This is a genomic window from Paraburkholderia nemoris (genome assembly GCF_905221015.1).
Lineage (GTDB): Bacteria > Pseudomonadota > Gammaproteobacteria > Burkholderiales > Burkholderiaceae > Paraburkholderia > Paraburkholderia nemoris.
Genome location: NZ_CAJNBO010000025.1, coordinates 52,314 through 78,072 on the forward strand (window position 1 = coordinate 52,314; position 25,759 = coordinate 78,072).

At 61.9% G+C, this 25,759-nt stretch carries 23 protein-coding genes and 1 pseudogene; 14 read left to right on the plus strand and 10 right to left on the minus strand.

The window, feature by feature from the left end; translation table 11 throughout:
* Positions 1 to 9: 9 nt before the first annotated feature.
* The gene (locus tag KHO33_RS31120) at positions 10 to 2,817 is read right to left on the minus strand and encodes a type VI secretion system Vgr family protein (protein WP_200563760.1); all 2,808 of its coding nucleotides are present in this window, start codon (positions 2,815 to 2,817) and stop codon (positions 10 to 12) included.
* Between the two features lie 320 nt (positions 2,818 to 3,137).
* On the opposite strand from KHO33_RS31120, the pseudogene KHO33_RS42285 reads away from it, so the two are divergent.
* A pseudogene (locus KHO33_RS42285) lies at positions 3,138 to 3,386 on the plus strand (hypothetical protein); the annotation flags it as partial.
* Positions 3,277 to 3,579: a hypothetical protein gene (locus tag KHO33_RS31125; RefSeq protein WP_234480493.1), complete on the plus strand. Its 303-nt coding sequence runs from the start codon at positions 3,277 to 3,279 to the stop codon at positions 3,577 to 3,579. The pseudogene KHO33_RS42285 and the gene KHO33_RS31125, both read left to right, overlap by 110 nt.
* 133 nt (positions 3,580 to 3,712) lie before the next feature.
* Here the strand turns inward: KHO33_RS31125 and KHO33_RS31130 are convergent, their stop codons facing one another.
* Positions 3,713 to 4,516, minus strand: coding sequence for an inositol monophosphatase family protein (locus KHO33_RS31130; RefSeq protein ID WP_200563762.1), 804 nt, complete (start codon positions 4,514 to 4,516; stop codon positions 3,713 to 3,715).
* Between the two features lie 92 nt (positions 4,517 to 4,608).
* Positions 4,609 to 5,496 carry a phosphatidylinositol-specific phospholipase C gene (locus tag KHO33_RS31135; RefSeq protein WP_200563764.1) on the minus strand — a complete coding sequence of 296 codons (888 nt, stop codon included), beginning with the start codon at positions 5,494 to 5,496 and terminating at the stop codon, positions 4,609 to 4,611.
* Between the two features lie 129 nt (positions 5,497 to 5,625).
* On the opposite strand from KHO33_RS31135, the gene KHO33_RS31140 reads away from it, so the two are divergent.
* Entirely contained in the window at positions 5,626 to 6,654 is a 1,029-nt protein-coding gene (locus tag KHO33_RS31140; protein WP_054040950.1) for a LacI family DNA-binding transcriptional regulator, read from the plus strand.
* A gap of 7 nt (positions 6,655 to 6,661) precedes the next feature.
* On the opposite strand, the gene ugpC is transcribed toward KHO33_RS31140, so the two are convergent.
* The 5 genes from ugpC to KHO33_RS31165 all read right to left on the minus strand — a co-directional run bounded on the left by ugpC (position 6,662) and on the right by KHO33_RS31165 (position 12,207).
* On the minus strand, positions 6,662 to 7,756 hold the full coding sequence (gene ugpC / locus KHO33_RS31145; protein WP_200563765.1) for a sn-glycerol-3-phosphate ABC transporter ATP-binding protein UgpC: 1,095 nt from the start codon (positions 7,754 to 7,756) through the stop codon (positions 6,662 to 6,664).
* A 151-nt stretch (positions 7,757 to 7,907) separates the two neighbouring features.
* On the minus strand, positions 7,908 to 9,113 hold the full coding sequence (locus tag KHO33_RS31150) for a porin (RefSeq protein ID WP_054040953.1): 1,206 nt from the start codon (positions 9,111 to 9,113) through the stop codon (positions 7,908 to 7,910).
* Between the two features lie 112 nt (positions 9,114 to 9,225).
* Positions 9,226 to 10,077, minus strand: a complete 852-nt coding sequence (locus KHO33_RS31155; protein WP_054040994.1) for a carbohydrate ABC transporter permease — start codon at positions 10,075 to 10,077, stop codon at positions 9,226 to 9,228.
* The gene (locus tag KHO33_RS31160; RefSeq protein WP_054040955.1) at positions 10,074 to 10,946 is read right to left on the minus strand and encodes a carbohydrate ABC transporter permease; all 873 of its coding nucleotides are present in this window, start codon (positions 10,944 to 10,946) and stop codon (positions 10,074 to 10,076) included. Before KHO33_RS31160 ends, KHO33_RS31155 begins: the two co-directional genes overlap by 4 nt.
* Before the next feature lie 22 nt (positions 10,947 to 10,968).
* Positions 10,969 to 12,207, minus strand: coding sequence for an ABC transporter substrate-binding protein (locus KHO33_RS31165; protein WP_200563767.1), 1,239 nt, complete (start codon positions 12,205 to 12,207; stop codon positions 10,969 to 10,971).
* A 292-nt stretch (positions 12,208 to 12,499) separates the two neighbouring features.
* On the opposite strand from KHO33_RS31165, the gene KHO33_RS31170 reads away from it, so the two are divergent.
* From KHO33_RS31170 to KHO33_RS31180, 3 genes are all read left to right on the plus strand, one after another.
* Positions 12,500 to 13,159 carry a hypothetical protein gene (locus tag KHO33_RS31170; RefSeq protein WP_200563769.1) on the plus strand — a complete coding sequence of 220 codons (660 nt, stop codon included), beginning with the start codon at positions 12,500 to 12,502 and terminating at the stop codon, positions 13,157 to 13,159.
* A gap of 203 nt (positions 13,160 to 13,362) precedes the next feature.
* The gene (locus KHO33_RS31175) at positions 13,363 to 13,827 is read left to right on the plus strand and encodes a hypothetical protein (RefSeq protein WP_328822816.1); all 465 of its coding nucleotides are present in this window, start codon (positions 13,363 to 13,365) and stop codon (positions 13,825 to 13,827) included.
* Positions 13,828 to 14,020: 193 nt separating this feature from the next.
* On the plus strand, positions 14,021 to 14,833 hold the full coding sequence (locus tag KHO33_RS31180; protein ID WP_200563771.1) for a mechanosensitive ion channel family protein: 813 nt from the start codon (positions 14,021 to 14,023) through the stop codon (positions 14,831 to 14,833).
* A gap of 169 nt (positions 14,834 to 15,002) precedes the next feature.
* Here the strand turns inward: KHO33_RS31180 and KHO33_RS31185 are convergent, their stop codons facing one another.
* Entirely contained in the window at positions 15,003 to 15,677 is a 675-nt protein-coding gene (locus KHO33_RS31185) for a DedA family protein (protein WP_054040961.1), read from the minus strand.
* Between the two features lie 273 nt (positions 15,678 to 15,950).
* Here KHO33_RS31185 and mutL point away from each other — a divergent pair, with 273 nt between their 5' ends.
* Entirely contained in the window at positions 15,951 to 17,996 is a 2,046-nt protein-coding gene (gene mutL / locus KHO33_RS31190) for a DNA mismatch repair endonuclease MutL (RefSeq protein WP_200563773.1), read from the plus strand.
* Positions 17,997 to 18,039: 43 nt separating this feature from the next.
* Entirely contained in the window at positions 18,040 to 18,996 is a 957-nt protein-coding gene (gene miaA, locus KHO33_RS31195) for a tRNA (adenosine(37)-N6)-dimethylallyltransferase MiaA (RefSeq protein ID WP_200563775.1), read from the plus strand.
* Between the two features lie 72 nt (positions 18,997 to 19,068).
* Here the strand turns inward: miaA and purM are convergent, their stop codons facing one another.
* The gene (purM, locus tag KHO33_RS31200; protein ID WP_200563778.1) at positions 19,069 to 20,124 is read right to left on the minus strand and encodes a phosphoribosylformylglycinamidine cyclo-ligase; all 1,056 of its coding nucleotides are present in this window, start codon (positions 20,122 to 20,124) and stop codon (positions 19,069 to 19,071) included.
* Between the two features lie 159 nt (positions 20,125 to 20,283).
* Between purM and KHO33_RS31205 the strand changes: the two genes are divergently transcribed.
* The 6 genes from KHO33_RS31205 (at position 20,284) to KHO33_RS31230 (ending at position 25,751) form a co-directional block, all read left to right on the plus strand.
* Positions 20,284 to 21,360: an AI-2E family transporter gene (locus tag KHO33_RS31205; protein ID WP_054040963.1), complete on the plus strand. Its 1,077-nt coding sequence runs from the start codon at positions 20,284 to 20,286 to the stop codon at positions 21,358 to 21,360.
* A gap of 93 nt (positions 21,361 to 21,453) precedes the next feature.
* Positions 21,454 to 22,227, plus strand: coding sequence for a DnaA regulatory inactivator Hda (gene hda / locus KHO33_RS31210; RefSeq protein WP_054040965.1), 774 nt, complete (start codon positions 21,454 to 21,456; stop codon positions 22,225 to 22,227).
* Entirely contained in the window at positions 22,220 to 22,906 is a 687-nt protein-coding gene (locus KHO33_RS31215; protein WP_200563780.1) for a histidinol-phosphatase, read from the plus strand. Before hda ends, KHO33_RS31215 begins: the two co-directional genes overlap by 8 nt.
* Positions 22,903 to 24,477 (plus strand): polynucleotide adenylyltransferase PcnB, encoded by a 1,575-nt coding sequence (gene pcnB / locus KHO33_RS31220; RefSeq protein ID WP_200563782.1) that lies wholly within the window; start codon positions 22,903 to 22,905, stop codon positions 24,475 to 24,477. The genes KHO33_RS31215 and pcnB overlap by 4 nt, the downstream gene beginning before the upstream one ends.
* A gap of 48 nt (positions 24,478 to 24,525) precedes the next feature.
* Positions 24,526 to 25,074, plus strand: coding sequence for a 2-amino-4-hydroxy-6-hydroxymethyldihydropteridine diphosphokinase (gene folK / locus KHO33_RS31225; protein ID WP_200563784.1), 549 nt, complete (start codon positions 24,526 to 24,528; stop codon positions 25,072 to 25,074).
* On the plus strand, positions 25,071 to 25,751 hold the full coding sequence (locus tag KHO33_RS31230; protein WP_200563786.1) for a deoxynucleoside kinase: 681 nt from the start codon (positions 25,071 to 25,073) through the stop codon (positions 25,749 to 25,751). Before folK ends, KHO33_RS31230 begins: the two co-directional genes overlap by 4 nt.
* Positions 25,752 to 25,759: the final 8 nt, after the last annotated feature.

A 25,759-nucleotide genomic window follows, 5' to 3' on the forward strand; every position in this document is an offset into this window, starting at 1 on the left:
GTCGGGGGCTCAGAGCTCGGGTTTCAGAATGTCGATCTTCGCAATACGCATCACGTCGTCCTGCAGCAGGTCGGTCATGCCGGTAGCGTCCGACGTCCCCTGCACCACGCGTCCGTCGCTCATCGTGATCTTGTATGCCTGGTTGGCCGCATGCATCGGTGTGTCGTCGGTGTGGTCGGGGAAATGCAGTTGATAGCGCTGCTGCGTGCCGCTCTTGCCGAAGCTCGCCGGCGACGACGATTCGGTCGACGGCCCGTTGAACGAATGGCCCGAGGTTTTGACGTTCAGCGCGCCGTTCGAGCCGAGTTCGTGGCCGCCGCCGATCGTGTGGTAGCTGCCGTCGGAGGCGACCAGGTGGATCTTGTCGCCATAGATGTAGACCTCCTTCGTCGCTTGCAGATGCAGGTCCTTCTCGGCCTGCACCAACGCGTCGCCCGCCTGCGCCTGCAACGTCACATCGCCCTGGTTTGCGATCGCAGTGATGCCGTCTGCCACCGCGAACAGTTCCAGTCCCTTGCCCGCATGCGCGGCGAGCCGCTGCCCGCTGGCCAGTTGCAGGTGCTGCTGCGCGACCTGGTCGATGTTCTCTCCCGCGTAGGTAAGGTGCGTTTTGGGCGTGAGGTTCAGCGACCCGGCTTGCGCGCCTATCGCCATCAACGCCTGCGAAGCACCGCCACCGGTGCTGCCGGCCGCGCCTCCGGCAGCGGCCCCAGTGCCCGGCGACCAGTTACGGAACGCCGAGGCCACCGCGTCCTGGCCCGTCGGGTCGAGCGCCTGGCTGCTGCCGTGCTGGCCCGCGTAGTCGCCGAGCGACTTGAACAACTCTGAGCATTCGCCGAGCAGCGTGATCAGCTCGTCGCGATCGAGCTGACCGCCGCTTGCCTGCGTGCGCGCATAGGTGGTGAGCAGGATCCCCTTGGCGGCACGCAGCGCGGCGGCCGCATCCGTGCGCAGTTCCGCTCCCTCGCCACGATCCTGCCCTTGCCCGTTGTCACGAGGCTGCGTCAGATACCCCAAGTTCAATTGACTATAAGCATGTTCGCTCGCCAGCTGGCCGCTGACCTGCCCGGGGGTATCGTCAAACCTGAGCTGGTTGTAGCGCGCCGCTTTGATTTCCTTCGTCTTGATCCCCGTGACATATCGATTGCCAGGCAGTGAACCCGTGTGGCTGAACGCTGCAGGCTTGTTGGGTCCGTTATGCAGTACGCCCGTTACAAACATCTTGTCCGGGTCGCCGTTCAGAAAATCCAGCGAAACCTCCATTCCGACCCGCGGTAATGAAGTGTGGCCAAAGCTCTGGCCCGCCAGGCTCGTGCTGACTCGCACATAGGCGCTATCCCGATCCGTACCGCTGGCCCCAACACCTTGGGCATGTGTATGGTCGTCTGGATCAAGGCCCTGAATCTGCACCTTGATCCGCCCCAATTCGTCGCAATGCACTTCTTCGCCTTCAGGACCAACCACCAGGGCGGTGATCGGATAGACATGCGGAAGATCCACGCGCGGATCGTACGCTGGCGTAAGTGCTATGCCACGTCGCACGCAGGTGAACGTGTTGTCATAGCGCGTCCCAACCGCGTCGGACGAGAGCGCCTGCGTCGACTGCGTGACAGTCGGCAACGAGTCAAAGTGCCAGCGGTTGGCGTCGAATAGCGCTTGCGCCCGCTCGTTCAGATCTTTCGGAAGGTTATTCTCGGCCCGATGATGCAAGCCGGTGACGATAAACTGTCGCTCACTTTCGGGACGCGTATCGACTTCTGGATGTCCTGTCAGCTCGAACCAGCGACCAACCGCGAGATCCCGCACGCCGCTTGCTGCGTCTACGCTAACGGCCCGCAATTCGTGCGCGAGCATTCGCGCCTTGCCAAGCCTGTCGTAGTCGCTCCAGGAGTCTCCTGCATGCGGCACGTCGATAACGCTATCCGACAGAAGTTGCGACAGATCGTTACCCGCCGGGCCCTGATCGACGATATTGGACTCGGACGCCTGCGCCATGGTCCCCGCCTTGTAGTCCCAGCTCGTGCGCTGCACACTGCCTGGCACCAGTTGCTGCGAAGCGGACCACAACGTGACAGAATCGCGCTCTTCGGTCGCGGCATCGCGGTGGTAGCGAATCGTGCCGGCTGCTGATTCCGGCAGTTTCATGGGATCGTCGAACAGCACCAGCGTGTGCACCGGTATATCGCCGCTGTTGTCGGACGGCGCCTGTCCGCGTTTGCCCGCTGCACTGAACCACGCTATGCCGTCACGACGACAGAGTCGCCGGATAAAGTCGGCGTCAGATTCGTGAAACTGGAAAATCAGCTCTCGCACCGGATACTGGCCGCGATTTATGCCAGACAGATCGAAATCAAATGCGCTCGCCAATGCGGGGCTTTTCTTTTGCCATTCCCGAAGCAATATCTCAATGACGTCGGGCACATTCTTTGTGCGGAATATACGGGTATTGACGCGCCTCTCCAGAACAGACAGGGCATCGCGAATAGTGAGCTGATACGTCGCCAGCGATCCGTCGGATTGTCCTGCGCGTGCGTCCGTTACTAATCCACAAATCTGGTGTATCTCTCCGCGATCGGTTACAAGCTGGACAGAAACTGGTAATCCGATGAAGGCTTTGAGCGGCAGGTCGGCACGTGTTGACACACATGTCAGGTGCCCTTCGATACCAGCGCACAAGCCTTCCTTGATGTCGATGCGCTGGATTACCAGCACCTGTTCAAGCGCTTTCTGAGCATGTCCCCACTGCAGGCGAACAGGTCGATTGTTCTGGTCGAGCACACCGGAAGCGAATGCCCGCAACAGATCGGCAGAATTCACAGTTGGTCTCTTGAAGTCTTTTGCTGATCGACCCTAATCGCCGTCCAGCCTTTGATTGATCGTCCACGCCGCCCAGGTTCGTCAGTTAACCGATCGGAGAAACGTAATTCGTCTGATTTTAGCAAAATCCTTATTGCGCGGCCTTTCCGATACAAAATTTAACAGCCCCCTCCAAACGATCGCTTGATTTTCAGCATTTAAACAAATTTAAGGAATCCACTTCGTCAACCGACCATCACGAAATCCAGATTGCAGTCAAAGACCGGCCAATTTATGCCGATTGATTAAATTCAAAACTCTCGTTGGAACCGACAGGGTGGCCGCGAATTTCGCTGCATGGCTTGCGCCGGTCATTCGGCACGCTGTCGGAGTGGGTGGAGGTCTCGGTCGGCGTCGTCGCACAAATCCAAGGGCATAAGCCGTCGGCAATCGCCGAAAAACACTATCGCCGACGTCCCCTTGACCTGCTGCGCATGCGCCTCTGCGGGGTCGCCGCGCAACTATCGATGGCGTTTTCTGTATCAGCAAACGCTCTGGAACATCTCGACGTACGGCGCTTCCGCCTATAGCGAGAAGCGTGCAACGTCGATCTTCCTCGCACCGGCCGGCTGGACACCGCAGGTGTATCAGACGACGCTGATGATGCCTTACGTCGGCGCGTACGCCAATTCAAACGGTACGCCGCAAAGCTGGCTGAATACGTCGCTCGTGACGATTCCGCCCGGCGCGCCGCCGCTGCCTTCACGCTATGTGGCGAGCTGACCTGTCTCGCTGGTCTGTCTCGTTGGCCTATTTCGGTTGCGTGTTGTAGCAGCCGCAATTGCGCATGCAACTGCGTGAAAAACGCCTGAAAAGAGGGGGCAAAATGAACGCCCCCTCTTCTGCTCGACAAACCTCATGACACTCGTTGTTTCGTGCGACTGTAGCCCGTGAGCATGGGCACCATCCGCGCGTACAACTTCGGATTGCCCGCGACGATTTCACCGAGGCGCAGGAAATCAGAACCGCCAGCATAGTCGCCAACGAGGCCACCTGCCTCCGTGATCAGCAGGCTGCCTGCCGCCATGTCCCACGCGCTGGAGCCCTGTTCGAAGAAGGCATCGAGGCGCCCGGCCGCGACGTTGGCGAGATCGAGCGCGCCTGCGCCCGGACGGCGCAGCCCGGCACAAGCCCCGGTCATCTCGGCGAACAGGCGTGTGTAGGCATCGAGGTCGGCTGTATCGCGGAACGGGAAGCCGGTGCCGATCAGGCCGTCGGCGAGACGGTCACGTCCTGCCACACGAATGCGACGGTCGTTCAGGAATGCGCCGCAGCCGCGCGTGGCGGTGAACAGGTCGTTGCGGGTCGGGTCGTAGACCACGGCCTGCGTCACGATACCCTTATGCGCGAGGGCGATCGACACGCAGTAGTACGGAAAGCCGTGGATGAAATTCGTGGTGCCATCGAGCGGATCGATGATCCATTGGTATTCGGACTCGTTGTCCGACTGGCCAGATTCTTCGGCGAGGATCGCGTGATCAGGGTAGGCGGTCGTCAGCGTATCGATGATGGCCGCTTCTGACGCTTTATCGACCTCCGTGACGAAATCGTTGTGCTGTTTCTTGCTGACCTGGAGCAGATCGAGATCGAGCGACGCGCGGGTGATGATCTGGGCTGCGCGGCGTGCGGCGTTGATGGCGATATTGAGCATGGGATGCATGAATCTGAATCCTTTTGCGGACAGGCATGGCGACCGTCCAATGGCAAAGTTGGCTGAAAACAAAGGGGAAACAGCGATAAGTCGAGCTACCTCTATGTCAGAAGCCTGCTCACATTGCGTGCCACCAGCGCACGAACCAGCGCCCAGTCCGCGTACTCGCAGAAGTCAATCATCAGGGTTCCGCACGGCCCCTCGTAGGTCACGAGGCGCTCGGCCAGCATGTCATTGATACCGCGACGCCTGTCGCTCCCGCAGGCCACCCTGCGTGGGTCGGCGCCCATCCCGGTGCCGCTGCAGAAATTGACGATCCAGCGCTCCAGCATGCGCTGTCCGGTGAGAACAAGCAGCGCCTCGATCGCACGGTATTTGTAGTCTATCGACGCCTCCACCGGTACGCGGAATTCGTCCTGAATGGCGAAGGCCGCCCCCGGCCGGTCGAGTTCGAACGTGGCGTTGTCGGGCCACATCGACAGATCGATCCCCAGCGCAGACTCGCTTGCGAAGCGTCGCAATAGCACAATCGAGCCGCGCACCTCGCCCAGACGCGGAATGGTGTCGCCCAGATACCAGCGTACTTCTGCATAGCGCTCGATATATGACTCGAACGTCTCTTCGAAGCTGCGTGTGCAGTCCTGGTCGCCGCATTCGTCCTTGACCGACATCACGATGCATTCGCCAGGACGCAGCACCAGAAAACCCGCGCACGTCGCGATGACATCGTCGAACATCAGGCCAAGCGGAATGCGCGCGTGATTGATGTGAAATACATCGCCCTCATGCCGGCAGCGAATATCGAGTACCCGCACGCCATTCTTCAACTGTTCCGCCAGGGTTGCGCCCTGCGTCTTCGCGAGCGAATCTTCGACGGTATAAGCGCAGCTGTCGTGGCTGCCCGGCAAAGTCAATTGGTTCAACGCGAAATCGTCGGACAGGGTCGACATCCAGCACGCCAGCGCCGGGGCGGCAATATCAGTGTTCATGGGTTGTAATGGGTTAAGTGGCCTGGAAATCACTTTCTTCCGTTGTATATTGTTTGACGGTCATCTTCTTGTCCTCTTGATCGGGCAAGCTGGGCGAAGCTGGCTTCGCATCCCTTCACTCGTTAATACATGCCGAAGAAACAAACGCTTTGGGTTACCGCCGCCGATGTGGCGCGCCGCGCCGGTGTGTCGCGTTCTGCCGTATCGCGCGCCTTCTCGCCGACCGCCAGCATCGCACCCGAAACACGGGAGCGCGTGATGGAGGCTGCCCGCACGCTCGGCTATCAAGTCAATCTGATCGCGCGGGAAATGATCATGCAGCGCAGCAGCATGGTCGGCGTCGTCACCGCGGGTTTCGAAAACCCGTTTCGCGCGAAGCTGCTTTCCCAGATCATCGCGGCGCTCGGGCGCCACAAGCTCACACCGCTCGTGATGAACGCGGAAGATCCCGTGCAAATCAAGCACTCGCTCGAAATGCTGCTGAGCTACCGGATCGCCGGCATCATCATGACCTCCGCCTCTCCCCCGCTCGGCCTTGCTCGCCAGTACCTCGAAGGCGAGATTCCCGTGGTGATGATCAACCGCGCATCGAATCTGCCCGGCGCGGACGTCGTGGTGAGCGATAACATGGCGGGCGCCGCGCTGGCCGCGCAAATGCTGGTCGATGCCGGTGCTACCCGGCTTGCTTTCGTTGGACCGACGAAGACCAGCTACAACGGCAAAGCGCGCGGCACCGGTTTTGCTCGCGCCATCCAGCGCATTGCGAAGCAAAACCCGCAGGTCGCCCACCCGGTCGAGACGCACATGACGGCAGCCGACACCTACGAATGCGGCATAGCGGCCGCGCATGCGCTGCTGAAACAGAAAACGCGGCCCGACGGCGTGTTCTGCTCGTCTGATTTGCTCGCACTGGGTTTTATCGACGCCGCACGGCAACACTTCGCGATACGCGTGCCTGAGGAACTTCAGGTAGTGGGTTTCGATGATATCCCCGCCGCCAGCTATGAAAACTACCAACTCTCCACCATCCAGCAGGACACGCACGGTCTGGCGAATGCCGCGACCGACATGCTGGTCGACCGTATGGACGCGTTCTCCGGCGCCTCCCGTACCTGTGTGGTGCCGATAGCGGGCGTGGTGCGAAAAAGCTGCGCCTGAGCGCCGCTCAAGCTACGCGCCGGCCACTCTGCCCATCGAAAAAATGGAGTTGTGCGGCCGGCAACGTGACGCCGAGCAGCTCGCCCGGCGCGGGTCGCCGGTGATACGGCAGACGCACCACCAGACTCTGCTTGCCCAGCCTGCCGAATGCGAGATTGTCGGCGCCCAACATCTCACACGCGTCGACGGACAGGCGTATCTGCTGATCGGATCCTTCGCCGCCAACCGCAACCATCACGTGCTCGGGGCGAACGCCAAGCACGTACTCGCGGCCGGCCACGATGGCCGCGCCGGAATCGCTCGCGCCGCCAATGGAAATCCGCGGTCCATCGTTGACGTCGAAGTGCAGCCGGTCATCGGACAGGCGGCCGTGCAGCAGATTCATCGCGGGCGCGCCCATAAAGCTGGCTACAAATGTGCTCTGCGGGCGTTCGTAGATTTGCTCCGGAGTCCCGATCTGCTCGATGCTGCCTTGATTCAGCACGACGATGCGTTGCGCGAGCGTCATCGCCTCAACCTGATCGTGCGTGACATAGAGCGTCGTCGTGCCGAGGCGCGTGTGCAGGTTGCGGATCTCCGCACGCATCTGACTACGCAGTTTGGCATCGAGGTTGGACAACGGCTCGTCGAACAGAAAGAGCTCCGGTTCGCGCACGATCGCGCGCCCCATCGCGACCCGCTGGCGTTGTCCGCCCGATAACGCATGCGGCTTGCGCTCAAGCAAGGCGTCGAGCGAAAGCATCTGTGCCGTTGCTGCGACGCGCTCGCGAACCTTCTCCGGCGCCATGCCGCGCATCCGCAGACCGAATGCGATGTTCTGCGCGACCGTCATGTGGGGATACAGTGCGTAGCTTTGAAATACCATCGCGACATTGCGGTCCTGCGGCTCAACCTGATTGACGATGCGCGAGCCGATCTTGATGTCGCCGGACGTGATGCTCTCGAGTCCGGCAGTCATCCTCAAAAGGGTCGATTTGCCGCAACCCGACGGACCCACCAGCACAACAAATTCGCCGTCCGTGACATCGAGATCGATGTCGCGCAAAACCTGCTGCCGACCGTTCCGCGTCTTGCAGACCCCACGGAGTGTGAGTGTAGCCACCCTGTATTCCTTGTCGTATTACCGTCGATTCCGGCCACGGAGCAATGCCGCTGCACATGGCCGCCTCCCCTGCCTCGTAAGCGGCGAGGGGAAGCCCATACAACTGCGGAGCCAAGTACCGCACGCCGCCTTGCAGCGGCGGCGGCCATTGTCAGAACCGGTGCAGGATGCCGACACCCGCGGCGACCTGACTTCCCGTCGACGACGGGGAGCCGTTAAAGCCATCGCCGATCGACGCCGTGGCGTTGATGATGCTCACGCCGTTCGAGCCGATCGTCTTGCCGCTCGCGTGCTGGTACGCTTCACCCAGATACAGGCCCGTACGCGTCGACAGGCTGTAGTACTGCGTCAGCGAGATCTGCTGGTATTGCGCGGCGCTCGAGATACCGTTCGACTGTGTCGCGCGCGTGTAGCTGTAGCCGCCCGCGAAATCCCAGCTCGCCGTCGGCTTCCAGTGCAGTGCTGCACCCGCCGTGTTGAAGATCGCCGTGCTGCGGAACGACGAGCCGACGCCCGGGATGTACTGAACGTTCGAGTACGACACCGACACGTCCCATGCCGGCGAGAACTTATAACCGGCCGTTACCGCGACGCGCTGCTGTCCTTGCGCGGTCTGGTAGCCATTGTTGATGGCCGAGACGCCAGGCTGGCCGCCCGAGTTCGTCGTCGAGGCCGCGCCCCATGCCCCACCGCCAGGCGTCGAATTGTTGACGCGCTGGAAACCGGCCGCAATACCGAACGGGCCGTTCAGATACTGGATCGCCGCGCTCCAGGTCGAACCGGCATTGGTGCTGCCCGCTACGCCGCCGAGCGCATACGAACCGCTCACCGTAAAGCCGTAGAACTTCGGCGACGTATAGACGAGCGAATTGTTCGCGCGGATCGTCGTGTCGAGCGAATCGATGTCACCTGGGTGTGCGCCGAAGAAACCCGTCAGATAGGTCGTCGGGCTGTACGGCGAGAGCAGCGAGTAGTACGACGTGTATTGGCGACCCGCCGTGAGCGTACCGTAGGCCGGATTCGTCAAGCCCACCCATTCCTGGCGCGTAAACATCCCGCCCGTGAATTGCGACTGACCGTTTGCACTGTTCACGCCGGCTTCGAGCTGGAAGATCGCCTTCGTACCGCCGCCGAGATCTTCGCCGCCCTTCAGGCCGAACCGGCTGCCGGCCCACGCGCCGTTCGACATCGTGACTGCCGAGTGGCCACCCGTCGTCGAACCACGCGACGTACTGCTGCTCTGATAGACGATGCCGTTATCGATTACCCCGTAGAGCGTGACGCTGCTCTGAGCCTGGGCCGTCGTGGTTGCTGCAAGGCCTGCAGCCGCCATCGCGACCACCAAGTGCTTCTTCATTTGAATGGATCTCCAGTGTGGTAGTTAGACGGGCGCCCAGGCACCCGGCACATTGACAATGTCACCTGACGCAGACGCCATCGAACAGCGCGTGCCGCCTGCTTTATTCGATCTACTTCAGCCCGCCGGAAAAACCGCGCAACAGGTAACGCTGCACGTATCCCGCGACTGCCAGGGTCGGCAACGAGGCGATCATCCCGACGCTCATCAGGTCGCCCCAATCGATCCCGTTTTCCGTGACATAGCCCGCCACCGCGAGCGGCAGCGTGAAGCGGCTCGGCGTGGAGAGAAACAGCAGTGCAAGCAGAAATTCATTCCAGGCGGTAATCAGCACGAAAATCGCAGTGGCGACGAGCCCAGGCGCGCACAGCGGCAGCACGATATGCACGAGCCGCCGGGTGAGGCCGGCGCCATCGAGGCAGGCCGCCTCTTCATACTCGAAGGGCACTTCGCGCACGAACGAAAGCAGCATCCAGATCGACAGCGGCAGCGTGTACACCTGGTAGGCGAGCATCAGTCCGAGTTCGGAATCGAGCAGATGCAGATTTTTCGCGAGCGTGAACAGCGGCACTGCCACCGTGATCGGCGGCATCAGCTTGACCGCGAGCACCAGCATCAGGAACAGCAGATCGAGGCGGCCCGGAAACCGCAGGCGCACGAGTGCATAGGCGGCCGGAAACGCGAGCGTCAGCGAAAGCAGCGTGGTGCCGCAACTGACGAGCAGCGAATTCAGCAACTGGCGGCCGATGCCGCTCGCCCATACCGACTCGAAGTGCTGCAAGGTCGGCACCTGCGGCCATAGTGCGAGTGGATGATCGAGACGCTCGAGGGTCGGCGTGAACGCGGCGCCGAGCATCCAGATGCAGGGCAACAGCAACAGAATCAGTGCGGCGGCCCGCAGCAGCCAAAGCACCGCATGCTGGCCCGTCAGACGAAAAGCAGGGGATGACGTAGCGGCGTTCATCGTGTGCCCGCCTTGCGGATCGACAACCATACGTTCGCCGAGACCAGCACAGCCGATACCAGCAACATCATCACCGAAGCCGCGCTGGCCGGCCCCATATTGAAGAAGCGGAAGCCTGTGTCATAGATGTAGGTCGATAGCGTCTGGGTCGCGTTCCCAGGACCGCCGCCTGTTAGTGCATAGACCTTGTCGAACAGCTTGAAGGTGTCGATCGAGCGCAGCAGCATCGCCAGCACGATCTGCGGAACGATAAGCGGCAGCGTGATGTGGCGCAGGCATTGCCACTCGCTCGCACCATCGGTACGGGCAGCTTCATATAGCTCGGGGGCAATTGACTGCAAGCCGGCGAGAATGATCAGGAATGCCATCGGTGTCCATTGCCAGACATCCACCAGAATGAGCGACCAGATCGCCAGATTCGGATCGGATAGCCATTGCACGCCCGGCAAACCGAACACCGCGAGCAAGGCGTTCAGAAACCCGCTGTAATTCAACCAATTGCGCCAGATTGCCGAACACACTAGTGTCGACAGCATCATCGGCAGAATCAGGAGCGGTATGACGAAGCGGCGGCCACGAAACGCACGAAAAAACAGCAGCGCCAACGCGCCGCCCAGCACAACCTCGCTAACCGATGCCACGACCGTGAATTGCAGCGTATTGAAGAAACTCGCCGAAAATTCACTGTCTGCGAGCACCGCACGATAATTTGCCAACCCGGTAAATGCACGCTGCCCCGACGCATAGTCGACGTTGAAGAACGAATCGACCAGCACTCGAAGGATCGGGTACAGCGCCAGTACGCCGAGTACCAGCACAGACGGCCCGACCAGCAAGACCAGCGGCAGAAAACGACGCACGGCGCTCATGGGATGGTTCAATGTCGCGTCGTTATTTGGCTACCGCGGCCATCGCCGGCGTGATCTTCTGGGCGGCTTGATGCAGTGCTGCGTCAGGCGCGAGCTGCCCTGTCAGCACAAGTTGCAAAGCGTCCCCCAGAATGCTCTCGATCTGCTGCCAGTCCTTCACACGCGGGCGGGCACGGCCTGCCTCGAGCGCCTTGAGCTGATCCGGATACCAGCGGAATTGCTGCACGAGTGCCGGGGCCTCGAACACACTCTTACGGGTCGGCGGAATGCCCATCGCGGCGAGGCGCGTCTGCGTGTCGCGCGCGGTCAGATAGGTGAGGAATTCCTGCGCCAGCGGCGCATGCGGCGCGTCTTTCGGAATGGCCATCTGCCAGATGCCTAACATCGGCGACGGTCCTTTGACTTGTCCGGGCGGCGCCTGCAGCGCAACCTCGCCGACCACGCGCGACTGTTTCGGGTCGTCGAGCGCCGGGATCCATGCCGGCCACACCTCGAGTGCCTGTACCGCGGCACCCTTTTGCAAGGCGTCGCGCACTTCGGCTGCGCCGTAGACCGCGACGTCCTTCGGCGCATAGGCTTTCAGCGCGACGAACATCTTCAATGCCGCCAGCGCTTGCGGCGAATCGATCGTCACCTTGCCGCCCTGGTCGATCACGTCACCGCCGTACGCCCACAGAATCGGCAGGAAACCCGTCACGACGGGGTTGCCCTTGGTGCCGCGAAACACTACGCCGGACACGTTCGCATCGGCACCGCCGGCGACCTGGGCGATCTTCAGCACCTCGTCCCAGGTGCGCGGCGGCTGCAGTTTGTATTTCGCGAGCAGGTCGCGGCGGTAGGCGAACATTTCGACGTTGCCAACCACCGGCAACGCGTACAAACCACCCGACTGCGCGCGGCCGAGCGCGACGGTCGACGCGACCATGTCCGCATCGGCCAGCGTAGCGGGCAGCGGCTTGAGCCAGCCGTTCGCGATGAATTCGGGCGACCAGGTGTCGTCCATCATGACGAGGTCGTATGCGCCGGTCCCTTCGCGCATCGACAACTTCAGCTTCTGATAGAGGTTTGCATTCGGCAGCTTCAGCAACTCGATATCGGCACCGGGATGCAGCTTCGTGAAACCGGCGACGGCCTCCGCCAACCCGCGACCATAGATGTCGTCGCGGCCGGCGATCACGAGATCGGCTGCGCTGACGCTCAACGTCACGACTGATAGGGCGACGGCGACGGATACGGCGCGCAGGCTGCTGAACAGTTTCATGCGATCTCTCATTGGATTGACGGATTCGGCACGGCGCGATTGCACACGTGTGCAAAGCGACCTACAAATGCCACTTAAGGCACGAGCGCCATTCTCGCCGCGGATCATTAAAGATTTGTGGCAGGCAAACGGAAAGGTATGACTGTCCAAATAGTTCGGCACCCCACAGACCGCCCACGTCTTGTGCAAGCATGATCGCTTCACGGTGCCGGAAGAGCGCCCAAAAAAAGACCACGAGACAGGGCTGCCAGGCCAAACGCCCCCCGCTGCCCAACCGCCCAGGGGGGCGCCCATGAACACTGCAAAGTTAATCTGGGTAGTAGGTTTGGCGATCTCGATTGAAACGTCGCACGCTCAGGAAATATTCCTGGAAGGCGGGACGCTCGGGGTCGGCGTTGGCGCGGCGCTGAACGTCACGTCCTGGTTCGGCATGCACGCGGACTTTAACGCGATCAACCTCTCGCATGACTTTACGGTGGGCGGAAATCGCTACGACGACGGCGTGCGTCTTCACCAGGGAGGGCTCTACGGCGATCTGTTCCCGTGGTCGAACAGCGGCTTTCGCGTCACCGCCGGCCTTCGTTTCACGGACGACGAGGTCAGCGGCAATTCCGTTCCCACGAACGGCACCTACACATTCAAAGGCAGGACCACACCGGCCTTTCCGGGCGAGTATGCAACCGCCACCGTCAAGTACCCTACCGTGATGCCTTATCTGGGTGTGGGTTACGGCTTGCACCCCACAGCCAGAGGATTTGGCCTGGTGGTCGATCTCGGCGTCGCTTATGGCATACCGCGCTCGTCCTATACGTTGTCACCGGCTCTGGCTCAGGCTGCGGGTCCCGCCATGAGCCAGGAGATCATCGCGACCGGCTTGCAGCAACTGCGGGACAAGGCCTCGCCCTATCGATGGTATCCGACGCTGCAAATTGGCGTTTCGTACCACTTCTGATCAGAAGGCGAGGAGTTCGAAAGGCATAAGACGGAATCTGAACTATATCGCCGCGGTCTTTCGCCTGGGCGCGAAACATTCTCACAGCGAAAATCACAATGCCCCACGCAACCAGGGGCCCCCTCTTACATCGCGTCTCTTCGATTCGGAACAGATACAACGGACTCCGAACATTGATATTTATTGAGACACAAAGACGTGCAATGATCGCCGCCGATTCTGTGAATCACGCTGCAACGCTGCGTGAGCAGACGCTTTGGCAACGCCGCAGATCCCTGCGCTTTCATTCCGTCAACATGACCAATTTTCTGTTCGACCTCGTCTCGAACCTTGTCCTGCTCGCTATCGTGCTGAGCGTATGTCATCTGTGCAACCGGCTCGTACCCGGTGCCGCGCTCAATGGTGCACACGTTTTCGTCGCACTGATTTCGGCCGCCTTGCTGCTCGATGCCGCACTAACCTTTCTCGTGTTCGCCGATGCGCAGAGCCGCTATGGCACATTCAGCACACCGGCCGCGTTCGTCGAACGCGCCAGCGCGTATGTGCTTTCAGCCGTTGCCGCATTGGCGTCGCGCTACGTGGCACGTCGCGCGCGTGCCGCCAAAACTAACCACAACACGCTGGCCATTCGCACATCCCCGTATTCCGAATCTCATCTGCCGATGTAAGCCCACGCGGTCCGTTTTCTTCCATTACGCAATCCGCATCATCAACAGGAACGGACCTTGCGGTTGCGCGCGCCGTCGCGTATAACTTTCGAAGATCGAGATTTACCGTTTGCGCCCGTCACCGGGCATTTGCCGCTGTATTGCACTACCGCCGTTCAATCAGTCAAAGGCAACTCAACCAGCGAGGAACATCTTGGATCTCGAAACCGTACGCGTATTCATCATGACCCGAGGCATCGACCTCGGCACCAAGGTACTCGGCGCAATTGTCTTGTGGATCGTCGGCCGGTGGGTCATCGGCATCATCACCGGCTTGCTTCGCAAACTGTTATCGAAAAACGGCCGCGTCGATCCAACACTCGCTCACTACCTCGGTTCGATTCTCGGCGCACTGCTGAACCTGCTGCTGATCCTTGCGATCCTGCAGGTGTTCGGCGTCCAGACTACCTCGTTCGCCGCGTTGCTCGCCGGCCTCGGTCTTGCAATCGGCACGGCGTGGGGCGGCTTGCTCGCTCACTTCGCGGCTGGCATCTTCATGCAGGTGCTGCGGCCGTTCAAGGTGGGAGATTTCGTCATGGCAGGCGGCGTGACGGGCACGGTCTCGGAACTGGGCCTGTTCGGCACGACCATCGTGACGCCCGACAATGTGGTAACCATTGTGGGCAACAACAAGATCTTTTCGGACACAATCTCGAACTACAGCGCATTGCCGGTACGGCGCGTCGAGCTGACCGCGAAGATTGCGAACGGCGTCGATCCTACGGATGCAATGGTCCGGTTGAAGGCGGCTGTTACGCAGATCCCCAACGTGGCCGAGAGTCCCGCACCGGATATCGAAGTGCTGAGCTTCACGCCGGAAGGACCGTTGCTCTGCGTGCGGCCCTACACGCACACCGACCATTACTGGCAGGTGTATTTCGACACCAACCGCGCGATCATCCAGACCTTCAAAGATGCAGGCTATCCGACACCGGAAACACCGATCGCACCGCGCATCGTCAGTTGAGCATGATTGGGGCTTAGTAGGTCTCTAGATCCAGGCCGACGTCCACTAAGGTGAAGCGTTCTTCGCTGTCTCAGCGCTTCAACCGATCAGACGCTAGAGCTCAAAACGAAAACGGCGTCGCGAGATTCGCGACGCCGTTTGTTCGTTCAGCTTCCTACTAGGTGAAGCGTTAGTGGCTACCCGGCTTGGCCGCGGCGTTCTTACGTGTCATCTTCCATACCGCGCCGAGCACAACCGGCACCACGGCTGCGCCGATACCCACCAGCACGATCAGGTTCAAATACTGCCGGATGAACGGAATGTTGCCGAAGAAGTAACCGAGGAACACCAGCAGCAACACCCAGAGCAGCGCACCCAGGACATTGAAAAGCTGGAACCGGCTAACCGTCATCTCCGACGCACCCGCCACGAATGGGGCGAAAGTCCGCACCACCGGAATGAAACGCGCCAGCACGATGGTCTTGCCGCCATGCTTCTCGTAGAAGTTATGGGTCTTCTGCAGCGCGCTGCGGTCGAGGAAGCGTTCAAGGAAAGGGATGTGCGAATTGAACACCCGAGGCCCAATAGACCGCCCGACCATATAGTTAACCGTGTTACCGACGACCGCAGCGACGAGCAGCAGCACAATCAGCAAACCGAGGTTCATTTCGCCGGTGGCGCAAAAGGCGCCGCCAATGAACAACAGTGAATCGCCCGGCAGAAACGGCAGGACGACCAGCCCGGTTTCGCAGAACACGATCAGAAACAGCACCGCGTAGACCCAGGCGCCGTACTCGTGAATAAAGACTCCCAGGAACTTGTCGATGTGCAAGACAAGGTTGGCGAACTGTAGCAGCGTGTCCAAAAAGCGTCCTTTATTAAGCGAATGTGAGCGTGGCGGGAGCGGCCGCGTCGGCAGCCTTGCGGGCGATGAGCGGCGAGCACATGCTCGCCGCCGGAAATTGACCGCGTCATGATACCGAAAGTGCCCGGCCGCGATTAAAAAACTGCCGCGCGCGGACAATTTCGGCGCCTTGCGGCGATTCGGTGATTCTGCGGTCCCCGGCTGCAAGACCGCGGCGATCCATACCTTCGGCCCGCATCCAGCCTGTTCGCGCCGAATCGCTATAATTTCGCCATGTCAGAATTCTCCGAAACGCCTGCCGGCATCGCCGACGCGGCCGCAGTTTCCGCCGCCGCGCCCGTCCCACGCCCGTTGCGGGCGATCCAGCCCCTGCCCGATCAGTTGATCAGCCAGATTGCCGCCGGCGAAGTGGTCGAGCGGCCGGCCTCGGTGGTCAAGGAATTGCTGGAAAATGCGCTCGACGCCGGCGCGCAGACGCTGCGCATCCTGCTCGACGAAGGCGGCGTCAAACGCATCGCGATCACCGACGACGGCTGCGGCATCCCCGAAAACGAACTTGCGCTCGCGCTGATGCGTCACGCGACCAGCAAGATCCGCTCGCTCGCCGAGCTGGAAGCGGTCGCCACGCTGGGGTTTCGCGGTGAAGCGCTGGCGTCGATTGCATCCGTCGCGCAGATGGCGATCACGAGCCGCACGGCCGACGCGCCGCACGCCGTGCGCGTCGACGCGCAGACAGGAGTGCTGAGCCCCGCTGCGGGCACCCAGGGCACCACGATCGAAGTCCGCGAGCTGTACTTCAACACGCCCGCGCGCCGCAAATTCCTCAAAAGCGAGCAAACCGAACTCGGCCATTGCCTCGAACAGATTCGTCGCGCTGCGCTGGCGCGGCCGGATGTGGCGATTTCGGTCCTGCATAACGGTAAGGCGGTCGAACACTGGAACGCCAGCGAACCGCCCGTTCGGGTCGCCAAGATCCTCGGCGAAACCTTTGCGACGGCTCATTTGCCGCTCGACGAATCCGCTGGACCGCTCGCCGTCTACGGCTGCGCCGGCCTGCCGACCGCGAGCCGCGGACGCGCCGATCAGCAGTATTTCTTCGTCAATGGCCGGTTCGTGCGCGACAAGCTGCTCACGCACGCCGTGCGCGCCGCCTACGAAGACGTGCTGCACGGCGACCGCTATCCGTCCTACGTACTGTTTCTCGATCTGCCGCCAGAAGCGGTCGACGTGAACGTGCATCCGTCGAAGATCGAAGTGCGGTTTCGCGATTCCCGCTCGATTCACCAGTTCGTATTCCACGCCGTGCAGCGTGCGTTGGCGCGGCACGCGGGCGCGTCGCCGGAAACGACCGCCGGTGGGCATGCAGCGCATCTGGAAGCGTCTCCGGGTGGACCGGCTTCGTTCGGCGCTACGCCGCTCGGCGGCGCGGGCGTTGGAAGCGGCGGTGGCTTTGGCCCCAGTGCAGGCGTAGGCGGCTTCGGCGGCGGCTTTGGTAGCGGATCCGGATCCTCGCAGCCGGGCAATACCTGGATGCGTCAGGCGCGCATGACACAAGGCACGCTGCCGGTTGCCCAGCCGTTGGCCTTCTACGACGCCCTCTTCGGCCGTAGAGACACGAACACCGGCACAGCGGAAGGCGCGACGCTCTTCGAAGCGCGCGACTCGGCTACGGACGCGCCGTCCCCGTACAACGCCTCAACGCCGTACGCATCACCTGCGTTCAATGCCTCGGACGAGCAGCCGCTCGGCTTCGCACTCGGCCAGATTCACGGCATCTATGTGCTCGCACAGAACGCACATGGACTCGTGATTGTCGATATGCACGCCGCGCACGAGCGCATCCTGTACGAGCAGTTCAAGAACGCGCTGGCCGATCGCACGATTGCCGTGCAGCCGCTGCTGATCCCGCAGACCATGCAGGCCGATCCGATCGAAATCGGCACGGTCGAAGAAGAGCGCGACACGCTGGACGCGCTCGGTTTCGACCTCGCCGTGCTATCGCCGACCACGCTCGCGATCCGTGCCGTGCCTGCCTTGCTGAAAGACGCCGATCTGCAGGCGCTGGCCCGTGCGGTCCTCACGGACCTGCACGCGTTCGGTGGTTCACGCGTATTGACCGAGCGTCAGCACGAACTGCTCGGCACGCTCGCCTGCCATCACGCGGTGCGCGCGAACCGGCGTCTGACGCTCGACGAAATGAACGCCCTGCTGCGCCAGATGGAGGCGACCGAGCGCGCCGACCAATGCAACCACGGGCGTCCGACGTGGTATCAGTTGACGCTGTCCGATCTCGATCGGCTGTTCATGCGTGGGCAATGACGGTGCGCCTGATTACGCGAATTCGGCGCGCGCCGTCTTGCCCATGACCTCGAGCACCTCACGCACACCTACGCCGATCCCTTGCCTGCTCGGCCCGACAGCATCCGGCAAAACCGCTGCCGCGCTGGCGCTGGCCGCGCGGCGCCCGGTAGAAATCATCAGTGTCGATTCGGCGCTGGTGTACCGCGAGATGGATATCGGCACCGCCAAGCCGACAGCGGAAGAACGCGCGGTGGCGCCGCATCATCTGATCGACATCGTCGATCCGACGGACGCATATTCGGCGGCGGAATTTCGCAGTGACGCGTTGCGCCTGATCGGCGAGATCAGTGCGCGTGGCCGGCTGCCCTTGCTGGTCGGCGGGACGATGCTGTACTACAAGGCGCTCACGCAAGGGCTAAACGACCTGCCCGGCGCCGATGCCGACGTGCGCGCGACACTCGATGCCGATGCCGCACGCGAAGGCTGGCCCGCAATGCATGCGCGGCTTGCCACTGTCGACCCCGTTACGGCCGCGCGTCTGGCGCCGAACGATTCGCAGCGAATTCAACGCGCGCTCGAAGTTTTCATGCTGACGGGGCAAGCGATGTCCGCTTTGCTGGCCGCGCCCGCTCGAACGGACGACGCCGCTTTGGCCTGGCGCTTTGTGCCCATTGCGCTCGAGCCTTCCGAACGGAGCTGGCTGCATGCGCGCATCGAAAAGCGCTTTGACGCCATGCTGGCCGACGGCTTTATCGACGAAGTGGTGAAATTGCGCGAACGTGGCGATCTGTTGCCCGAGATGCCGTCCATGCGCTGCGTGGGATATCGGCAGGCCTGGGAATATCTCGACGGAGCGGTCGATTACTCGACCATGCGGGATAAGGGGGTGTTTGCTACCCGGCAATTGTGCAAACGGCAGCTCACGTGGCTGCGCAGCATGACAGAGCGGGTTGTTGTTGATTGCTGCGACCCCAATGCTACCGGGCAGGTCGTGAGCTTGATTGAAGAGCTAATTTGAGGTTTTACCCGCGCGACGCGTTCTTTCTGTACGCCGCGCAGGCAAACAAACCTTGAGTCAAGCAGGGGCTGGTTAGATGACTACCGTCTGAGCTTCGCCAGCCGCGCTTTCGCGAATCACGCCGATTTTCCACACCTGCTCGCCAGCCGCCGACAAAGACGCGATCGCAGCGTCAGCATCCGCGGCGGCAACCACCACCGCCATGCCGATCCCGCAGTTGAACACGCGGTGCATTTCCGCATCCGCCACGCCGCCGTGCTTTTGCAGCCACGAGAACAGCGGCGGCATCGGCCAGCTACCCTGATCCAGCTCAGCCGTCAGACCTTCGCGCAAAACGCGCGGAATGTTTTCGACCAGCCCGCCGCCGGTAATGTGCGCCATACCCTTCACGGCGATCTGCTGCATCAAGGCCAGCAAAGGCTTCACATAAATATGCGTAGGCGCCATCAACGCATCGGCTAGCGAGCGGCCATCGAAATCCGCGTTCAAATCCGGCTGCGCGCGCTCGATGATCTTGCGAACCAGCGAAAACCCATTCGAATGGATACCGCTGGAAGCGAGGCCCAGCACCACATCGCCCGGGGCGATCGTGCTGCCGTCGATAATCTTGCTCTTTTCCACCGCACCGACCGCAAAACCGGCCAGATCGTATTCACCGTCCGGATACATGCCCGGCATTTCAGCCGTCTCACCGCCGATCAGCGCGCAACCCGACAGTTCGCAGCCATGCGCGATGCCCTTCACGACCGTCGCCGCGGTACCGACGTCCAGCTTGCCGCAAGCGAAATAGTCGAGGAAGAACAGCGGTTCGGCACCCTGAACCAGAATGTCGTTCACGCTCATCGCCACCAGATCCTGGCCGACGGTGTCATGTTTGTTCAGCTGGAACGCTAGGCGCAGCTTGGTGCCGACACCGTCGGTGCCCGAAACCAGCACCGGTTCCTTGTATTTCTTCGGCACTTCAAACAGCGCGCCAAACCCGCCGATGCCGCCCAGTACGCCGTCGCGCATCGTCTTTTTGGCAAAGGGCTTGATCGCGTCGACAAGGGCGTCGCCCGCGTCGATGTCCACGCCGGCGTCGCGATACGACAAACCTTGAGCGTCAGAGGCGGATTTCGGTTGATTCATGGGGAAGAGCAAGAAGGTCGGTAAAATGCGATTTTACCCGATGCCGACCAGAGTTGGCGCTTCAGCGCTTACTCTGGTCCCATACAGAGTTGCCGGCCGCCTGGCTGGAATTTGAATCATCCTGAATCTTCCGGTCGGGACGACACCTGGGAAACAACTTTGCAACAGAACCCCTCGATTCTGACGCCTGTGCAGCGCCGCGCCTTCATCTGGCTGGCGATCGCGCTGGTCGTCGGCATTCTGCTCTGGCTACTGAGCCCGGTGCTCACGCCGTTCCTGCTGGGCGCCATTCTCGCGTACATTCTGCAACCGGGCGTCGCGTGGATGGTGCGCCGGCGTGTGCCGCGCGGACTCGCCGCCTTGCTGATGATGCTGCTGTTCTCGTTGCTGATGACGCTGCTCGTACTGCTGGTGCTGGCCGTCATCCAGAAAGAAGGGCCGCAGTTGAAGCAGCAGGTGCCCGTGCTGTTCGCTCACGTGAGCGCCTGGCTGCAACCCAAGCTTGCGCTGCTGGGCCTCGCCGACTCGCTCGATTTCGCCAGCATCCGCGATCTCGTGATGGGCCAGCTCGAAGGCAGCGCGCAGCAGGTCGCGCTCTACGTATGGACCTCCGTTCGCACCAGCGGCAACGTGATGATGACGGTGGTCGGCAACCTCGTGATGGTGCCGCTCGTGCTGTTTTATCTGCTGTACGACTGGAACCGCATGCTCGCCCGCATGCAGAGCACGGTGCCGCGCCGCTGGCTCGACAAGACGCTGCAACTCGCGCGCGACATGGACCAGATGCTGTCGCAATACCTGCGCGGCCAGTTGCTCGTGATGGGCGTGCTCGCGGTCTATTATGCGATTGCGCTGACCATCGCCGGCTTCGAGATCGCGCTGCCCGTGGGTATTTTCACGGGCCTCGCTGTGTTCATCCCGTACATCGGTTTTGCAACCGGTCTCGCGCTGGCGCTCCTCGCGGCACTGCTACAGTTCGGCGACTGGTACGGCTTCGGCGCGGTCGCGCTGATTTACGGCGTCGGCCAGATCGTGGAGAGCTTTTATCTCACGCCGCGCCTCGTCGGCGAACGGATCGGCCTGCACCCGCTCGCGGTCATCTTCGCGTTGCTCGCATTCGGTCAACTATTCGGCTTTTTCGGCGTGTTGCTGGCGTTGCCAGTCAGCGCCATTCTGTCGGTAGCCATGCGCGAGTTGCGTCAAAGCTATCTGACGAGCACGCTTTACAACAACTGAGTCACTGACTGCTCATTGACTATTCATGGACGTTTTAGGGCCTGCGATCAGGGCCATTTGCGGCCTAAGCCTCATTTTCGGCATTAACCTACTGTGCTTCGTCAACTGACGCTCGATCTCGGCACCCCGCCGCCATCGACATTCGACAATTTCTTCGCCGGCGCCAACGCCGAGCTGGTCACGCGGCTGCGCGAGCTCGACAACGCGCTCGCGGCCGGGCCAGTGGCCGATCGCACCTTCTATGTCTGGGGCGAAGCCGGCAGCGGCCGCACGCATCTGCTGCAGGCGCTGGTCCACGAAGCGCCGCCGGGTCATGCACGTTTTGCCGGTCCGCAGAGCAGCCTCGCCGCTTTCACGTTCGACCCGCGCGTCGCGCTGTATGCGATCGACGATTGCGACGGCCTGTCTGCTGCACAGCAGATTGCCGTGTTCAACCTGTTCAACGAAGTGCGCGCGCATCCTACCAGCGCGCTCGTCGCCGCGGGCAATGCGGCACCGATCGGCATGACGGTGCGTGAGGATCTGCGCACCCGTCTCGGCTGGGGCCTCGTGTTTCATCTCGCACCGCTGCCGGACGAAGGCAAGGCCGCAGTGCTCAAACACGCGGCGCGCGAACGCGGCATCATGCTCGCGGACGACGTCCCCGCCTACCTGCTCACGCATTTTCGCCGCGATATGCCGAGCCTGATGGCCTTGCTCGACGCGCTCGACCGCTTCTCGCTCGAACAGAAACGCGCGGTCACGCTGCCGCTCCTGCGCACCATGCTGGCCTCGCCCGACGCCGACGATCGGCGAGCCGCGCCGCCTTCATCCGCCTCATCCGCGTCCCCCGCCGCCGCTTCAAGTAAAATAGGCCCCCATGGCTAACCTCGCACTCTTCGACCTCGACCACACCCTGATTCCCACCGACAGCGACCACGAATGGGGCCGCTTCATGGTGAAACAAGGCATGGTCGACGCCGAAAACTTCGCTCGTGAAAACGACCGCTTTTTCGCCGACTACAAGGCCGGCAAGCTCGACATTCACGCTTATCTGATCGCCATGCTCACGCCGCTCTCAAAGTACACGCGCGCGCAGCTGGCCGAACTTCACGCGCAGTACATGCATGAAGTGATCACGCCGGCCATCTTCCCGGTCGCGCTGGAGCTGGTCCGCGAGCACCGCGAAGCCGGCGACCTCTGCTGCGTGGTCACGGCGACCAACGAATTCATCACCCGTCCGATCGCGCAAGCGTTCGGTGTCGACGCGCTGATTGCCTGCGAAGCGGAAACCGTCGACGGCCAGCCGCATTCGCCGTACACCGGCCGCCCCACCGGCACGCCGAGCTACAAGGAAGGCAAGATCGTCCGTACCGAGGCGTGGCTGGCATCGCTTGGCAAGACCTGGAGCGACTTCGAGCACAGCTATTTCTATAGCGACTCGCACAACGACATCCCCCTGCTCGAAAAGGTCACCGATCCGATCGCGACCAATCCCGACGACACATTGCGCGCCCATGCGCAGGCCAAAGGCTGGCGCATCCTCGAACTCTTTCAACCCTCGTGATCAAAAAACTTATCCGCAAGCTATTCGGCCAGGACCCGGCGCCCGCTGACGACACCCCGCCCGCCGAAGCAGACGAAGCCGGCGACGCGCCGGCACGCGCGTCCAGCGCCACCAAAGCGCGCCGCAAACCGGCGCGCCCGGCCGCCAAAACCGTGCGGGACCCCGACGTGCCGGTCATCATTCCGCACGACGTGCATGGCATCGATCAGTCGCTGATCTCGAGGAACGCGATTCGCGTCACCGAGGGTCTGCAGGAAGCGGGGCATCGCGCGTTTATCGTCGGCGGTGCGGTGCGCGATCTGCTGCTCGGCATCAAACCGAAAGACTTCGACGTCGCGACCGATGCCACGCCCGAGCAGGTGCAGAAGCTGTTCCGCCGCGCGCGCATCATCGGCCGGCGGTTTCAGATCGTGCACGTGCAGTTCGGCCAGGAAATCATCGAGACCTCGACGTTCCGTGCACTGGTCGATCCGCCCGCAGCCGACGCGGCGCCGCCGCGCCGCCTGAAGCGCGACGAGCTCGACCGCCGCACGCACGCGGTGGACGCCAGCGGCCGCGTGCTGCGCGACAACGTCTGGGGCGAGCAGCACGAAGACGCCACGCGCCGCGACTTCACGATCAACGCGATGTACTACGATCCGGCCACGCAAACCGTGCTGGACTATCACAACGGCATGGCCGACATGCGCGCGCGTCTGTTGCGCATGATCGGCGACCCGGCCACGCGTTATCGCGAGGATCCGGTGCGCATGCTGCGTGTGGTGCGTTTCGCCGCCAAGCTCGAGTTCGAGATCGAAGACACGACCCGCGCGCCGATCGCCAAAATGGCCGATCTGATCAACAACGTGCCGGCCGCGCGTCTGTTCGACGAGATGCTCAAGCTGATGCTGTCGGGCCACGCGCTCGCCTGTTTGAAGCGTCTGCGCCAGGAAGGCCTGCATCACGGTCTGCTGCCGCTGCTCGACGTGGTGCTGGAGCAGCCGATCGGCGAGAAATTCATCACGCTCGCGCTGACCAATACGGACGCCCGCGTACGCGCCGGCAAGCCGGTTTCGCCGGGCTTCCTGTTCGCCACGCTGCTGTGGCACGACGTACAGACGCGCTGGCAGCAATTTGAAGCGAACGGTGAGTATCCGGTGCCGGCCCTGCACCGCGCGATGGACGAAGTCCTCGACATGCAAACCGAGAAACTCGCGATCCACAAGCGCTTTTCGTCGGATATGCGCGAGATCTGGGGTCTGCAGCTGCGCCTCGAGAAACGCTCCGGAAGAAGCGCGCTGAAGCTGCTGGAACACCAAAGATTTAGAGCGGGGTATGATTTCCTCCTGTTGCGCTGCGAATCGGGCGAACTCGAAGAGTCGGTCGGAGCGTGGTGGACGGAGTTCATCGAAGGAGACGTCGCTGCGCGTGAGACATTGCTCACGCAAGGCGGGAAGGACCGAAGCCCCAGAAAACGACGGCGGCGCAGCAGTGGCGCGAGGAGCCGCAAACCGGGCGACGGAATGGAGGGCGGCACGCAAGCCGAACGCACAGCCAGCGATGCGGGTCATGACGGCCCGCACGAAGACTGACACAGCGTTGGCTATTGCCGTCGAACGATAGTTGCAGGAAGTTATGCCATGACGGTTGCCTATCTCGGCCTCGGCGCGAATCTCGGGGACGCGCGCCAGACCCTGAAAGACGCGGTGGTGTGCCTGGCACAACAGCACACCATCTCCGTGCTCGCCAAGTCGAGCCTGTATCGCACTGCCCCGATCGACGCGGGCGGTGACGACTATTTCAACTGTGTCGTGAAGGTCGACACGACGCTCCCCGTGCGGCATCTGCTAGCGCTATGCCACAAAATCGAGCATCAGTTCGGCCGTGAACGGCCGTTTCGCAACGCCCCACGCACGCTCGATCTGGACATCCTGCTATACGGCGATCAATCGATCGACGAAGCCGATCTGATCGTGCCGCATCCACGTTTGATCGAACGCGCCTTTGCACTCGTGCCGCTCATCGAGATCGACCCAACGCTGATCATCCCGCAACACGGCCGTGCCGAGGCGCTGCTGAATGGCGTGAGCGATCAACGCATCGAAAAGGTGAAGGGGCCGTGCCAGTGTCCGATGCTCAATGCATTGACCGCCGGCGCCCCAGCTGTGGACAAGGGCCGTTGCGAATGAATTCGCCGCCACTCACTGTCACCGCGCCTCAATTGCGAGCGCCCTTCGGCTATCTGGCGATCGAAGGGCCGATCGGCGTTGGCAAGACTTCGCTCGCGCGGCGGCTCGCCCAGCGCTGGTCGATGCAGGAACTGTTCGAGCGGCCGCAGGACAATCCCTTTCTCGAACGTTTTTATCGCGACACCACGCGTTATGCGCTGCCTACGCAATTGCACTTCGCCTTGCAGCGCGCGCAGCAGGCCCAGGACGTGGCGGCCGCGCACGTGGCGGGCACACCGCTGATCGCCGACTTCATGACGCAGAAGAACGACATCTTCGCGCGCCTGACACTGCAGGAAGACGAGTGGCAGCTTTATCGCGCCCTCGCCGCGCGAATCGACGTGAGCGCACCGGCGCCGGATTTCGTGGTCTATCTGCAAGCCAGTCCTGAAGTGCTGTTCGCACGCATCCAGAAACGCGCGGTGCCAATGGAACTGCAGATTTCCGACGCGTATCTGCACGCGCTCTGCGACGCCTACAACGAGTTTTTCTATCACTACGACCGCACACCCGTGCTGACGGTCAACGCTGAACACCTGAATCCGCTCGACTCGGACGCGGACCTTGCGCTACTCGCCGAACGCATCGAAACCATGCGCGGCCGCAAGGAATTCTTTGTCAAAGGCACGTCGCTTTAAGCGGCGCG

Excerpts from the sequence above, each read along its gene's own strand:
- KHO33_RS31135 (WP_200563764.1), bottom strand. The coding sequence starts at position 5,496 with ATGAACACTGATATTGCCGCCCCGGCGCTGGCGTGCTGGATGTCGACC.
- KHO33_RS31140 (WP_054040950.1), top strand. The coding sequence starts at position 5,626 with ATGCCGAAGAAACAAACGCTTTGGGTTACCGCCGCCGATGTGGCGCGC.
- KHO33_RS31165 (WP_200563767.1), bottom strand. The coding sequence starts at position 12,207 with ATGAAACTGTTCAGCAGCCTGCGCGCCGTATCCGTCGCCGTCGCCCTA.
- KHO33_RS31215 (WP_200563780.1), top strand. The coding sequence starts at position 22,220 with ATGGCTAACCTCGCACTCTTCGACCTCGACCACACCCTGATTCCCACC.
- KHO33_RS31175 (WP_328822816.1), top strand. The coding sequence starts at position 13,363 with ATGATCGCCGCCGATTCTGTGAATCACGCTGCAACGCTGCGTGAGCAG.
- KHO33_RS31160 (WP_054040955.1), bottom strand. The coding sequence starts at position 10,946 with ATGAGCGCCGTGCGTCGTTTTCTGCCGCTGGTCTTGCTGGTCGGGCCG.
- folK (WP_200563784.1), top strand. The coding sequence starts at position 24,526 with ATGACGGTTGCCTATCTCGGCCTCGGCGCGAATCTCGGGGACGCGCGC.
- KHO33_RS31155 (WP_054040994.1), bottom strand. The coding sequence starts at position 10,077 with ATGAACGCCGCTACGTCATCCCCTGCTTTTCGTCTGACGGGCCAGCAT.
- KHO33_RS31170 (WP_200563769.1), top strand. The coding sequence starts at position 12,500 with ATGAACACTGCAAAGTTAATCTGGGTAGTAGGTTTGGCGATCTCGATT.
- KHO33_RS31150 (WP_054040953.1), bottom strand. The coding sequence starts at position 9,113 with ATGAAGAAGCACTTGGTGGTCGCGATGGCGGCTGCAGGCCTTGCAGCA.
- KHO33_RS31230 (WP_200563786.1), top strand. The coding sequence starts at position 25,071 with ATGAATTCGCCGCCACTCACTGTCACCGCGCCTCAATTGCGAGCGCCC.
- miaA (WP_200563775.1), top strand. The coding sequence starts at position 18,040 with ATGACCTCGAGCACCTCACGCACACCTACGCCGATCCCTTGCCTGCTC.
- KHO33_RS31130 (WP_200563762.1), bottom strand. The coding sequence starts at position 4,516 with ATGCATCCCATGCTCAATATCGCCATCAACGCCGCACGCCGCGCAGCC.
- mutL (WP_200563773.1), top strand. The coding sequence starts at position 15,951 with ATGTCAGAATTCTCCGAAACGCCTGCCGGCATCGCCGACGCGGCCGCA.
- purM (WP_200563778.1), bottom strand. The coding sequence starts at position 20,124 with ATGAATCAACCGAAATCCGCCTCTGACGCTCAAGGTTTGTCGTATCGC.